This is a genomic window from Streptomyces sp. NPDC049577 (assembly GCF_040675635.1).
Classification (GTDB): domain Bacteria; phylum Actinomycetota; class Actinomycetes; order Streptomycetales; family Streptomycetaceae; genus Streptomyces.
On sequence record NZ_JBFAPH010000018.1, the window covers coordinates 24,871 to 37,939 of the forward strand.

10 protein-coding genes and 1 pseudogene are annotated in these 13,069 nt (G+C 72.2%); 7 read left to right on the forward strand and 4 right to left on the reverse strand.

Going from position 1 to position 13,069, the window contains the following annotated elements; genetic code table 11:
* Nucleotides 1–2: 2 nt before the first annotated feature.
* From tesB to AB0K09_RS04385, 3 genes are all read right to left on the reverse strand, one after another.
* A complete protein-coding gene (gene tesB, locus AB0K09_RS04375) occupies nt 3–896 on the reverse strand; it encodes an acyl-CoA thioesterase II (protein ID WP_366063750.1) in 894 nt (297 codons plus the stop codon).
* Nucleotides 897–943: 47 nt separating this feature from the next.
* Nucleotides 944–2,101: an acyl-CoA dehydrogenase family protein gene (locus tag AB0K09_RS04380; protein WP_366063751.1), complete on the reverse strand. Its 1,158-nt coding sequence runs from the start codon at nt 2,099–2,101 to the stop codon at nt 944–946.
* 101 nt (nt 2,102–2,202) lie between these two features.
* The gene (locus tag AB0K09_RS04385) at nt 2,203–2,835 is read right to left on the reverse strand and encodes a TetR/AcrR family transcriptional regulator (RefSeq protein WP_366063752.1); all 633 of its coding nucleotides are present in this window, start codon (nt 2,833–2,835) and stop codon (nt 2,203–2,205) included.
* Between the two features lie 89 nt (nt 2,836–2,924).
* On the opposite strand from AB0K09_RS04385, the gene AB0K09_RS04390 reads away from it, so the two are divergent.
* The 7 genes from AB0K09_RS04390 (at nt 2,925) to glmS (ending at nt 12,185) form a co-directional block, all read left to right on the forward strand.
* Nucleotides 2,925–4,556 (forward strand): carboxyl transferase domain-containing protein, encoded by a 1,632-nt coding sequence (locus AB0K09_RS04390; RefSeq protein WP_366063753.1) that lies wholly within the window; start codon nt 2,925–2,927, stop codon nt 4,554–4,556.
* Nucleotides 4,557–4,570: 14 nt separating this feature from the next.
* A complete protein-coding gene (locus tag AB0K09_RS04395) occupies nt 4,571–6,757 on the forward strand; it encodes an acetyl-CoA carboxylase biotin carboxylase subunit (RefSeq protein WP_366063754.1) in 2,187 nt (728 codons plus the stop codon).
* Complete coding sequence (locus AB0K09_RS04400) at nt 6,754–7,692, forward strand: hydroxymethylglutaryl-CoA lyase (RefSeq protein ID WP_366063755.1); 939 nt, start codon at nt 6,754–6,756, stop codon at nt 7,690–7,692. The genes AB0K09_RS04395 and AB0K09_RS04400 overlap by 4 nt, the downstream gene beginning before the upstream one ends.
* Nucleotides 7,693–7,703: 11 nt before the next feature.
* On the forward strand, nt 7,704–8,864 hold the full coding sequence (locus AB0K09_RS04405; protein WP_366063761.1) for an acyl-CoA dehydrogenase family protein: 1,161 nt from the start codon (nt 7,704–7,706) through the stop codon (nt 8,862–8,864).
* 39 nt (nt 8,865–8,903) lie between these two features.
* Nucleotides 8,904–9,893, forward strand: a complete 990-nt coding sequence (locus AB0K09_RS04410) for a DUF4429 domain-containing protein (RefSeq protein ID WP_366063756.1) — start codon at nt 8,904–8,906, stop codon at nt 9,891–9,893.
* A 97-nt stretch (nt 9,894–9,990) separates the two neighbouring features.
* Entirely contained in the window at nt 9,991–10,266 is a 276-nt protein-coding gene (locus tag AB0K09_RS04415; protein ID WP_366063757.1) for a hypothetical protein, read from the forward strand.
* Nucleotides 10,267–10,364: 98 nt separating this feature from the next.
* Nucleotides 10,365–12,185, forward strand: a complete 1,821-nt coding sequence (gene glmS, locus AB0K09_RS04420; protein WP_366063758.1) for a glutamine--fructose-6-phosphate transaminase (isomerizing) — start codon at nt 10,365–10,367, stop codon at nt 12,183–12,185.
* A 376-nt stretch (nt 12,186–12,561) separates the two neighbouring features.
* On the opposite strand, the pseudogene AB0K09_RS04425 reads toward glmS, so the two are convergent.
* Nucleotides 12,562–12,975, reverse strand: a pseudogene (locus AB0K09_RS04425) (universal stress protein); the annotation flags it as partial.
* Nucleotides 12,976–13,069 lie beyond the last annotated feature (94 nt).

Consider the following 13,069-nt stretch of genomic DNA (forward strand, 5'->3'; position numbering starts at 1 on the left):
CCTCACCCCTCCTCGTGCGGTACGCGGATGACCCCTTCCTGGATCACCGACACCGCCAGTCTGCCGTCCTGGGTGAAGATACGGCCCCTCGCGAGTCCGCGGCCGCCCTGGGAAGTGGGGCTCTCCTGGTCGTACAGCAGCCATTCGTCCGCCCGGAACGGCCGGTGGAACCACATCGCGTGGTCCAGGCTCGCCCCGACCACGTCGCCCACCGCCCAGCCGCCGCGGCCGTGGGCGAGCAGCACGGAGTCCAGGAGCGTCATGTCCGAGACGTAGGTCGCCAGGCAGACGTGCAGCAGCGGATCGTCGGCCAGCTTGCCGTTCGTGCGGAACCACACCTGCGACCTCGGCTCGCGCGGCTCGCCGACGCTGGCGAACGGCGGCTCGTCGACGTAGCGCAGGTCGACCGCCGCGCGGGCCTCCAGGATGCGCCGCACGATCTCGTCACCGCCCAGCAGGCCGGCGTGGCCGGGGAGCATCTCGGCGGCGGTGGGCAGGGTCTCCGGGTCGGGCGCGGCCGGCATCGGCTCCTGGTGCTCCAGGCCCTCCTCGTGCGCCTGGAAGGAGGCGGAGAGGTGGAAGATCGGCTGCCCGTGCTGCACGGCGACGACCCGGCGCGTGGTGAAGGAGCGCCCGTCGCGGATGCGGTCGACGGTGTAGACGATGGGCGCGGCCGGATCGCCCGGGCGCAGGAAGTAGGAGTGCAGGGAGTGCGCCGGCCGGTCGGCCGGCACGGTGCGCCCGGCGGCGACCAGGGCCTGGGCGGCGACCTGGCCGCCGAAGACGCGCGGCAGGAGGGTGGGGCGGCCGGTGGTGCCGCGGAAGATGTCCTGTTCGATCGGCTCGAGTTCCATCAGACCGAGGAGATCATCGAGGGCGGTAAGGGGCTCGCTCATGGCCGATGGTCCTTACGTGCGTGTCTCGTGCGTGTCTCGTCCGGGCCTTACAGACCCATCGACTTGGCGATGATGGACCGCATGACTTCGCTGGTCCCACCGTAGATCCGGCTGACGCGGGTGTCGGCGTAGAGGCGTGCGATCGGGTACTCCATCATGTAGCCGTAGCCACCGTGCAGCTGAAGGCACTTGTCGATGACGACGGCCGCGCGCTCGGTGGTGAACAGCTTCGCGGAGGCCGCGTCGGCCGCGGTGAGCTCCCCGGCGTCGTGCGCGTCGAGCGCGCGGTCGACGACGGCCTGCATGGCGTCGACCTCGGCCCGGCAGTCGGCGAGCACGAACTTGGTGTTCTGGAACGAGGCCACCGGCGTGCCGAAGGCGGTGCGCTCGCGCACGTACTCCTTGGCGAACTCCACGGCGGCCGCCGCCTGGGCGTACGCGCCGACGGCGATGCCCAGGCGCTCCCGGGGCAGATTGTGGCCGAGGTAGGAGAAGGCCTTGCCCTCCTCGCCGAGCAGGTTCTCCACGGGCACCCGGACGTCGGTGAAGGAGAGTTCGGCGGTGTCCGAGGTGTGCAGGCCGAGCTTCTCCAGTTTGCGGCCGACCGCGAAGCCCTCGGAGCGGGTGTCGACGGCCAGGAGGGAGATGCCGCCGCGCCGGTCCTCGGGGGCGGGCGGGGCGGTGCGGGCGCAGACGAGGATGAGGTCGGCCTGGGCACCGCCGGTGATGAAGGTCTTGGCGCCGTTGAGGACGTAGTGCGTGCCGTCCTCGGAGAGCCGGGCGGTGGTCCGCATGCCGGCCAGGTCGGAGCCGGTGCCCGGCTCGGTCATGGCGAGGGCGGTCATCATCTCGCCGGAGACGAAGGGCGGCAGCCAGCGCCGCTTCTGCTGCTCCGTGCCGTAGGCGAGGAGGTAGGAGAGGCAGAGCACGGTGTGCGCGCTGCTGCTGCCGAAGCTGACGCCGGCGCGGGCGCATTCCTCGGTCATGACGGCGTGGAACTTGAAGCTCTTCTCCCCGGCGCCGCCGTACTCCTCGGGGACCTCGATGCCGAAGACGCCGAGCGCGCCGAGCTTCTTGTAGAACTCGCGCGGCGCCGCGCCGGCCGCGCGCCACTCGTCGTAGTGGGGGACGACCTCGGCGGCGATGAAGTCGCGGATGGTCACGCGGAACGCCTCGTGGTCCTCGTTGAACACCGTCCGACGCATGGTCGCCCCCTCAGCTGTGTAAGCGCTTGCTCAGCACGAAGCTACTGGGCGGTCATCACGCCTGTCCACATCCGGTTGACATACGGGGGCGAGCCGCGGAGTCACTCCGAGAGGGCGGCGAACGCGCCCAGCGCGAGCCGGCGCAGCAGCGCGGCCGTGGCGGCGCGGCTGGGCAGGGTGCCGGGGCGGGCGCCCAGGTGCGGGGTGGAGTTGAGCAGCCCGAAGACGGCGTGGACGGCGGCACGCGCCTCGGCCTCGGCGGCGTCGGGATGCAGCCGGCGCACGACGTCGACCCACAGCTCGACGTACTGGCGCTGGAGGGAGCGCACGAGCTTGCGGTCGCTGTCGCGCAGCTGGCCGAGCTCGCGGTCGTGCAGGGTGATCAGGTCACGGTCGTCGAGGGCGAAGTCGATGTGCCCGTCGATGAGCGAGTCGAGGACGGCGGCCGGGTCGCTCCCCTCGTCCGCGGCCTCCTCGGCGCGCCGCCGCCCGCCCGTGAGCAGCCGGCCGCTGATGCCGACCAGCAGCTCGGCGAGCATCGCGTCCTTGCCCGCGAAGTGCCGGTAGAGGCCGGGGCCGCTGATGCCGACGGCCGCCCCGATCTCGTCCACCCCGACCCCGTGGAAGCCACGCTCGGCGAAGAGCCGCGCGGCCTCCTGGAGGATCCGCTCGCGGCGGGTGGGGGCGGGACCGGCCTGGCCGGCCGACCGGATCTGGGGGCTCACGTCTTTCACGAAAGTAATTCTAGACACCCGCCGTTAGCGCGCGTTAACCTGAAGGAGATGTGTTAACGCTCATTAACCGAGCAAGGGAGCTCGAGGACATGCAGCAGGCATCGGCGCTGCGGAGCGCCGCCGATCCGGCGTCCGACGCCTGGCGGGCCAACGAGGCCGCCCACCGAGAGCTGGTGGCACGGCTGCGGGAGAAGCTCGCCGCCGCGCGGCTGGGCGGGGGCGAGCGGGCGCGGGCCAAGCACACCGCCCGCGGCAAGCTGCTGCCGCGCGAGCGGGTGGACGCCCTCCTGGATCCGGGCTCGCCGTTCCTGGAGCTCGCGCCGCTGGCGGCGGACGGGATGTACGGCGGGGCCGCGCCGGCCGCGGGCGTGATCGCGGGCATCGGGCGGGTCTCGGGCCGCGAGGTGGTGATCGTCGCCAATGACGCCACGGTCAAGGGCGGCACCTACTACCCGATGACGGTCAAGAAGCACCTGCGCGCCCAGGAGGTCGCGCTGGAGAACCGTCTCCCCTGCCTGTACCTCGTCGACTCCGGCGGTGCCTTCCTGCCCATGCAGGACGAGGTCTTCCCCGACCGCGAGCACTTCGGCCGGATCTTCTACAACCAGGCCCGCATGTCGGGCGCGGGCATCCCGCAGATCGCGGCGGTCCTCGGTTCCTGCACGGCCGGCGGCGCGTACGTCCCGGCGATGAGCGACGAGGCCGTCATCGTGCGCGAACAGGGCACGATCTTCCTGGGCGGCCCGCCGCTGGTGAAGGCGGCCACGGGCGAGGTCGTCACCGCCGAGGAGCTGGGCGGCGGCGAGGTGCACTCCCGGATCTCCGGCGTCACCGACCACCTCGCCGAGGACGACGCGCACGCCCTGCGCATCGTGCGGACCATCGTCTCGACGCTGCCCGAGCGCGGCGCGCTGCCGTGGCCGGTCGAGCCGGCGGAGGAGCCGAAGGCCGACCCCGCCGGGCTCTACGGCGCGGTCCCCGTCGACTCCCGCACCCCCTACGACGTGCGCGAGGTCATCGCGCGCCTGGTCGACGGCTCGCGCTTCGCCGAGTTCAAGTCCGAGTTCGGGCAGACGCTGGTCACGGGCTTCGCCCGGATCCACGGCCACCCGGTCGGGATCGTCGCCAACAACGGCATCCTGTTCTCCGAGTCCGCCCAGAAGGGCGCCCACTTCATCGAGCTGTGCGACCAGCGCGGCATACCGCTGGTCTTCCTCCAGAACATCTCCGGCTTCATGGTCGGCCGGGACTACGAGGCCGGCGGCATCGCCAAGCACGGCGCCAAGATGGTCACCGCCGTCGCCTGCACGCGGGTGCCGAAGCTGACCGTCGTCATCGGCGGCTCCTACGGCGCCGGCAACTACTCGATGTGCGGCCGGGCCTACTCCCCCCGCTTCCTGTGGATGTGGCCCAACGCCAAGATCTCCGTGATGGGCGGCGAGCAGGCCGCGTCCGTCCTGGCCACCGTCAAGCGCGACCAGCTCGACGCGCGCGGCGAGGAGTGGAGCGCCGAGGACGAGGAGGCGTTCCGCGCCCCGATCCGCGAGCAGTACGAGACCCAGGGCAACGCCTACTACGCGACCGCCCGGCTGTGGGACGACGGGGTCATCGACCCCCTGGAGACCCGGCAGGTGCTCGGTCTCGCACTCACCGCGTGCGCCAACGCGCCGCTTCCGTACCGCGACCCGGCCGCGCCCGGCTACGGCGTCTTCCGGATGTGAGGGGGCAGTTCACCATGTTCGACACCGTTCTGGTCGCCAACCGTGGCGAGATCGCCGTCCGCGTCATCCGCACGCTGCGCGAGCTGGGCATCCGTTCCGTCGCCGTGTACAGCGACGCGGACGCCGGCGCCCGGCACGTCCGCGAGGCCGACACGGCTGTGCGCATCGGCCCGGCAGCGGCCGCCGAGAGCTATCTGTCCATCGAGCGCCTGCTGGAGGCGGCCGCCCGCACCGGCGCGCAGGCCGTCCACCCCGGCTACGGCTTCCTCGCCGAGAACGCCGCCTTCGCCCGCGCCTGCGCGGACGCCGGTCTGGTCTTCATCGGCCCGCCGGCCGGCGCGATCGAGCTCATGGGCGACAAGATCCGCGCCAAGGAGACGGTCCGCGCGGCCGGCGTGCCGGTCGTGCCCGGATCCTCCGGCAGCGGCCTGACCGACGCCCAGCTCATCGACGCCGCGCGCGAGATCGGCACCCCCGTGCTGCTGAAGCCGTCCGCCGGCGGCGGCGGCAAGGGCATGCGGCTCGTCCGCGACGAGGCGCTGCTGGGCGAGGAGATCGCGGCCGCCCGGCGCGAGGCGCGCGGCTCCTTCGGCGACGACACGCTCCTCGTCGAGCGCTGGGTGGACCGGCCGCGCCACATCGAGATACAGGTCCTCGCCGACGCCCACGGGAACGTCGTCCACCTCGGCGAGCGCGAGTGCTCGCTGCAACGCCGCCACCAGAAGATCATCGAGGAGGCGCCCTCCCCCCTGCTGGACGAGGCGACGCGCGCCGCGATGGGCGAGGCCGCCGTCCAGGCGGCACGCTCCTGCGGCTACACCGGCGCGGGCACGGTGGAGTTCATCGTGCCGGGCGACGACCCGGGCTCCTACTTCTTCATGGAGATGAACACCCGGCTCCAGGTCGAGCACCCCGTCACCGAGCTGATCACCGGTCTCGACCTGGTCGCCTGGCAGGTCCGCGTCGCCGCCGGCGAGGCGCTGCCGTTCGCCCAGGAGGACGTCACCCTCACCGGCCACGCCGTCGAGGCCCGCATCTGCGCGGAGGTCCCGGCCCGCGGCTTCCTGCCCTCGGCCGGCACGGTCCTGGCCCTGCGCGAGCCGTCCGGCGAGGGCGTGCGCGTCGACTCCGGCCTGTCCGAGGGCACGGAGGTCGGCACGTCCTACGACCCCATGCTCGCGAAGATCATCGCCCACGGTCCCGACCGCGCCACCGCCCTGCGCCGGCTGCGCGCCGCCCTCGCGGACACGGTCGTCCTCGGCGTCGAGACGAACACGGGCTTCCTGCGGCGCCTCCTGGCCCACCCGGACGTCGCCTCGGGGGCGCTCGACACGGGCCTGGTCGACCGCGAGGCGGAGGCGCTCGCCGCGCGGCCGGTCCCGGAGGAGGCGTACGTGGCCGCGGCCCTCGCGCGGCACGCGGCCCTCGAACCGGTCACCTCCGGCGGTGCCTGGACCGACCCCTTCTCGGTGCCCACGGGCTGGCGCCTGGGCGGCGAGCCGGCGTGGACGCCGCACCACTTCCGGGTGCCCGGGCAGGATCCGGTGACCGTCCACGTCCGCGGCCGAGCGGAGAACGCGGAGGTCGACGTGCCTACCGGTTTGTGGGCAGGCGTTCCGCTTGGCGATGGGGGTACCCCCATGCGTTCAGCAATGGGGGAGGGTGGGCACAAACCGGCCACCGAGCCGCACCCGGGTGACAGACCTGTGCTCCGAACCGGGGCCCAGGCGGGGTGGCGGACGCCGTCCGTCGGCGTTGTGCCCACCCGTTCCGCCCCAGGCGGAACGACTGCCCACAACGCGGCGGTCGACGTCGACCTCACGTGGCGTGGCCTCACCCACCGCTTCTCCCTCGCCACCAGCCCGGAGGGCGGCTGGTGGATCGCCCGTGACGGAGACGCCTGGCACATCGTGGCGCACGACCCCGTCGAAGCGGCGCGTGGTGGCGCGACCGCCGCCCACGCCGGTGCCCTCACCGCCCCCATGCCCGGCACCGTCACCGTCGTCAAGGCCGCCGTCGGGGACGTCGTCACCGCCGGGCAGAGCCTGCTCGTCGTGGAGGCGATGAAGATGGAACACGTCATCGCCGCCCCCCACGACGGCACCGTCACCGAGCTCGACGTCACCGCCGGCAGCACGGTCGCCATGGACCAGGTCCTGGCCGTGGTCGCCCCGCTCGACAGCAGTGAGGGGGAGTCATGATCGACGGACTGCCCATGGCCGTACCGGAGCCGGGCCTGCCGGAGCGCGTCCGGATCCACGAGGTCGGCCCCCGCGACGGCCTGCAGAACGAGAAGGCCGTCGTCCCGGTCGAGGTGAAGGCCGAGTTCATCCGCCGGCTCGCCGCCGCCGGCCTGTCCACCGTCGAGGCGACGAGCTTCGTCCACCCGAAGTGGGTGCCGCAGCTGGCCGACGCCGAGCAGCTGGTGCCCCTGCTGGACGGCATCGACGCCCGGCTGCCCGTGCTGGTGCCCAACCAGCGCGGGCTCGAGCGCGCCCTGGCCCTCGGGGTGCGCGAGATCGCCGTCTTCGGCAGCGCCACCGAATCGTTCGCCAAGGCCAACCTCAACCGCACGGTCGACGAGTCGCTCGCCATGTTCGCCCCCGTCGTGGCCACCGCGAAGGAGGCTGGGCTGCGGGTGCGCGGCTATCTGTCGATGTGTTTCGGCGACCCCTGGGAGGGGCCGGTGCCCCTCGACCGGGTCGCCGCCGTCGGCCGCCGGCTGATGGAGCTCGGCTGTGACGAGCTGAGCATCGGCGACACCATCGGGGTCGCCACGCCCGGCCACGTCACCGCCCTGCTGACCGCGTTCAACGAGGCGGGCGTGGACACCGGCCGCCTCGCCGTGCACTTCCACGACACCTACGGCCAGGCGCTCGCCAACACCCTGGCCGCCCTCCGCCACGGCGTGACCACGGTCGACGCCTCGGCGGGCGGCCTCGGCGGCTGCCCGTACGCCAAGAGCGCGACCGGCAACCTCGCCACCGAGGACCTCGTCTGGATGCTCCACGGCCTCGGCATCTCCACCGGGGTCGATCTCGGCCTGCTCACCGCCACGAGCGTGTGGATGGCAGGCCACCTGGGCCGACCGAGCCCGTCCCGCACCGTCCGTGCCCTCTCCCACCAGGAGCTCTGAGCGCCATGTCGCTGGACCACCGCCTCTCCTCCGAGCACGAGGAACTCCGTCGCACCGTGGAGGAGTTCGCCCATGACGTGATCGCGCCGAAGATCGGCGACTTCTACGAGCGTCATGAATTCCCGTACGAGATCGTCCGCGAGATGGGCCGCATGGGCCTGTTCGGCCTGCCGTTCTCCGAGGAGTACGGCGGGATGGGCGGTGACTATCTGGCGCTCGGCCTCGCCCTGGAGGAGCTGGCCCGCGTCGACTCCTCGGTGGCGATCACCCTGGAGGCGGGCGTCTCGCTGGGCGCCATGCCGATCTACCGCTTCGGCACGGAGGAGCAGAAGCGCGCGTGGCTGCCGAAGCTGTGCTCCGGCGAGATGCTCGGCGCCTTCGGTCTCACCGAGCCGGAGTGCGGCTCGGACGCCGGCGGCACCCGCACCACCGCACGGCTGGACGAGAGCACCGGTGAATGGGTGATCAACGGCACCAAGTGCTTCATCACCAACTCCGGCACGGACATCACCGGCCTCGTCACGGTCACGGCCGTCACCGGCCACAGGGCGGACGGCAAGCCGCTGATCTCCTCGATCATCGTGCCGTCCGGCACGCCCGGCTTCACCGTCGCCGCCCCCTACTCCAAGGTGGGCTGGAACGCCTCCGACACCCGTGAGCTGTCCTTCAGCGACGTCCGGGTGCCGAAGGCCAACCTGCTCGGCGAGGAGGGCCGGGGCTACGCCCAGTTCCTGCGGATACTGGACGAGGGCCGGGTCGCGATCGCCGCCCTGGCCACGGGCCTGGCGCAGGGCTGTGTCGACGAGTCCGTCTCCTACGCGCGCACGCGCGAGGCGTTCGGCCGGCCGATCGGCTCCAACCAGGCCATCCAGTTCAAGATCGCCGACATGGAGATGCGGGCCCACACCTCCCGGCTGGCCTGGCGCGACGCCGCCTCGCGGCTGGTGAACGGGGAGTCGTTCAAGAAGGAGGCGGCGATGGCCAAGCTGTACTCCTCGGAGATCGCGGTCACCAACGCCCGCGAGGCCACGCAGATCCACGGCGGGTACGGCTTCATGAACGAGTACCCGGTGGCCCGGATGTGGCGCGACTCCAAGATCCTGGAGATCGGCGAGGGCACCAGCGAGGTGCAGCGGATGCTGATCGCCCGGGAGCTGGGCCTGTCCGGCTGACGAGGCCGAACCCCCTTGCCGCCTGCGAGAATTCGGCCCATGGCAGAAATCCTTCAGAAGGACGGTTCCTGGGCGTTCGACGGCGACACGATACGGATCGTGCCGGGCCGGGAGAAGACGCATCCCGTCCGGCAGACGCTGGGCGAGCTCGTGGTCCCGCTGGCGGCGGTCGCGGGCGTCGCCTTCGAGCCCGGCCGCCGCGGCGGCCGGCTCCGGCTGCGCTTGCGCGACGGCGCGGACCCGCTGTCACAGGTCGCCCGCGGCCGGCTGCCGGAGGCCGCCGATCCGTATCAGCTGGCGGTCGAGGCGGACCGTACGGGCGTGGCGGAGTACTTCGTGGACGAGGTGCGCCACGCGCTGCTGCTGGAGCAGGTGCCGGACGGTCCGGTGGACCGTTATCTGCTGCCGGGTCCCGCCGTGCCGCTGTCGGTCGGCGCCTGGGACGGCACGGCCTCGTTCGACGGTGAGCGGCTCCGGCTGGAGTGGAACTGGAAGACCGAGGAGGGCAAGAGGTCGGGCGGCCCGCGGGAGCTTCGGATCTCCGACATCACCTCGGTGGAGTGGCTGCCCGCGGCCGGCCTGCAGAACGGGCATGTGCGGTTCGTCGTCCCGGCGGCGTCGACGACGGCTCCGGCCAAGCACGATCCGCACGCGGTGGAGCTGGCGGGTTTCAAGAAGGACCCGCTGATGGCGCTGGTCGCGGCGGCGGTCGTCGCCCGGCTGCCGCATCCCTACGGGAAGGCCGCGGGGCCTTCCGGCGCCGCCCTCCCGCCGGCGGCCGGCGCCACACCGGGTCTGACCGCCCCGGGTCTGCCCGCGGCCGCTCTGCCCGCGGCGCCCTCCGGGCCCGAGGCGGCGAGCGGGGCCGGCGCCGCGCCGGCGGCTCCCGCCCCGGACGGGGAACCGGCCGCGCCTGATCACGACGCGCTGCTGCGCCGGCTGCGCGAGCTCGGTGAGCTGCGTCACGCCGGGATCCTCACGGACGACGAGTTCAGCGCGGCGAAACAGGCCATTCTGCGGCGTTTCTAACTGGATCATCCCTCATTCACCTCCTCTTTCCGCTCGCGCCTGCCCGAAATCGGGCAAGATTGTTGCGAAAGAGTCTCCGACACCTCAGTATCGACGGGTGCTCGAACGCCGCATGTCCCACGACGACCTCGTCGACCACCTGGTGCGCAGCACGCCGCTTCAGCGCGGCGAGGCTGCCCGGGTGGTCCTCGACGTGCTGGCGTACTTCGACGAGACGGCCGAGGAATTCGTCCGCCGGCGCCACCGCGAACTGCAGTCCGGCGGCCTGACCAACGCGGACATCTTCGAGCGGATCGCCGCGGAGCTGCCGCACCGGGCGGTGGCGCCACCCGAATACTCACTGCGGCAGCTGCGCCGCATCGTCTACGGCTGACACCGGCCGGGACACCGGGCCGGACGCCATGAGCGCCGGCCGAAGCGCCGCTCGGACCACCGGGCACCACTGATCGTTTTCCTTGGGAGGGTCACTCTATGTGCGGAATCGTCGGCTATATCGGCAAGCGTGATGTCGCGCCCCTGCTGCTGGAGGGCCTCCAGCGCCTGGAGTACCGCGGCTACGACTCCGCCGGTATCGCCCTGCACGCCAGTGGCAAGGCCGGCGGCCTGAAGACCGCCAAGGCCAAGGGCCGCGTCCGCGAGCTGGAGTCCCGCCTGCCCAAGCGCTTCGCCGGCACCACCGGCATCGCCCACACCCGCTGGGCCACCCACGGCGCGCCGAACGACGTCAACGCCCACCCGCACATGGACGCCGACGAGAAGGTCGCCGTCGTCCACAACGGCATCATCGACAACGCCTCCGAGCTGCGCGCCCGGCTGACCGCCGACGGCTTCACCTTCGTGTCCGACACGGACACCGAGGTCCTCGCCCACCTGATCGCCCGCTCCGAGGCCGCCACGCTGGAGGAGAAGGTCCGCGAGGCCGTCCGCCACATCGAGGGCACGTACGGCATCGCCGTGCTGCACGCCGACTTCCCGGACCGGATCGTCGTCGCCCGCAACGGCTCGCCCGTCGTGCTCGGCATAGGCGAGAAGGAGATGTTCGTCTCCTCCGACGTCGCCGCCCTGGTCTCCCACACCCGCCAGGTCGTCACCCTCGACGACGGCGAGATGGCCACCCTCAAGGCGGACGACTACCGCACGTACACCACCGAGGGCTCCCGCACCTCCGCCCAGCCGACCACCGTCGAGTGGGAGGCCGAGTCCTACGACATGGGCGGCCACGACACGTACATGCACAAGGAGATCCACGAGCAGGCCGACGCCGTGGACCGCGCCCTGCGCGGCCGCATCGACGACCGCTTCTCCACCGTGCACCTCGGCGGTCTGAACCTGGACGCCCGCGACGCCCGCGCCGTGCGCCGGGTGAAGATCCTCGGCTGCGGCACCTCGTACCACGCCGGCCAGATCGGCGCCCAGATGATCGAGGAGCTGGCCCGGATCCCCGCCGACGCCGAGCCCGCCTCCGAGTTCCGCTACCGCAACCCGGTCGTGGACCCCGACACCCTCTACATCGCGGTCTCCCAGTCCGGTGAGACCTACGACGTGCTCGCCGCCGTGCAGGAGCTCAAGCGCAAGGGCGCCCGGGTGCTCGGCCTGGTCAACGTCGTCGGCTCGGCGATCGCCCGGGAGACCGATGGCGGCATCTACGTCCACGCCGGCCCCGAGGTCTGCGTGGTCTCCACCAAGTGCTTCACCAACATGGTGGTCTCCTTCGGCCTGCTCGCCCTGCACCTGGGCCGCACCCGCGACCTGTCCGTCGCCGACGGCAAGCGGATCATCGAGGGCCTGCGCAAGCTGCCCGGCCAGATCGAGGAGATCCTGGCGAACGAGGCGCAGATCGAGCAGCTGGCCAAGGAGTACGCGGACGCCAAGTCGATGATGTTCATCGGCCGTGTCCGGGGCTACCCGGTGGCCCGCGAGGCCTCGCTGAAGCTCAAGGAGGTCTCGTACATCCACGCCGAGGCGTACCCGGCCTCCGAGCTCAAGCACGGCCCGCTGGCCCTGATCGAGCCCGCCATGCCGACGGTCGCGATCGTCCCGGACGACGAGCTGCTGGAGAAGAACCGCGCCGCCCTGGAGGAGATCAAGGCCCGCAGCGGCCGCATCCTCGCCGTCGCGCACCAGGAGCAGGAGAAGGCCGACCACACGATCGTGGTGCCGAAGAACGAGGACGAGCTCGACGCCATCCTCATGGGCATCCCGCTCCAGCTCTTCGCCTACTACACGGCGAAGGCCATGGGCCGTGACATCGACAAGCCGCGCAACCTGGCCAAGTCCGTCACGGTCGAGTGACCCGGGTGGCCCGTTCCGCGAGCGGCCTGTCCCCGCGTCGACCGGAGCGAGTCACCCCGGCGGCGTGCGCCCGCCTCCGCACGAACGGCGGCGGGCGCACGCCGCGCATCAGGGGACGGGCTTCCCGTGCGTGCCACCACGCGCGCGGGAAGCCCGCCTCCCCTGCGCCGGCGATCGCCCTCGCGCCGGCGATGATGCCGCCGGCCCCGGGAACCGTCACCTCCCGTCCGGCGGCACGCCGCGTGCGGGAGTTGTACCCCGGGGCGCGGACGGTGTCACCCCCTACGCCCGGGTAGGGCGCGCACGCCGCCGCCGCACGCCCGGCGCCAACGGCGCAGGCGCATGGAGGAGTTGACACCGGGGGACACCCGGGGCGCTACGGGATGACGACCACCGGCCGCTGCGCCCGCCGGGCCAGCCGCCCCGCGACCGAGCCGAAGATCCGGCCGACCAGACCGTGGGTGGAGCCGACGACGATCGCGTCGGCCGCGTACTCCCGCCCGACCTCCTCGAGTTCGTGGCAGATGTCCCCACCGCGCTCGACGAGGATCCACGGCACCTCGGCGAGATGGTCCGCACAGGCCAGCTCCAGGCCGAGCACCTCGGTGCGGTGATCCGGGACGTCCACGAAGACCGGCGGCTCACAGCCCGCCCAGACGGTCGTCGGCAGCCGGTTGGCCACATGCAAGATGATCAGGCCCGAGCCGGAGCGCCGGGCCATCCCGATTGCATACGCAAGCGCTCGCTCGCTCGACGTGGAACCGTCGAAGCCCACCACGACACCGTGCTGAGCAGGAGGTTAAAGCGTGCGCAGACGCCGATCTCGGACGGACGGATTCCTTCTTTGATCCACTCTCTCAGCCGCTCGACGAGTGCCGTGATCT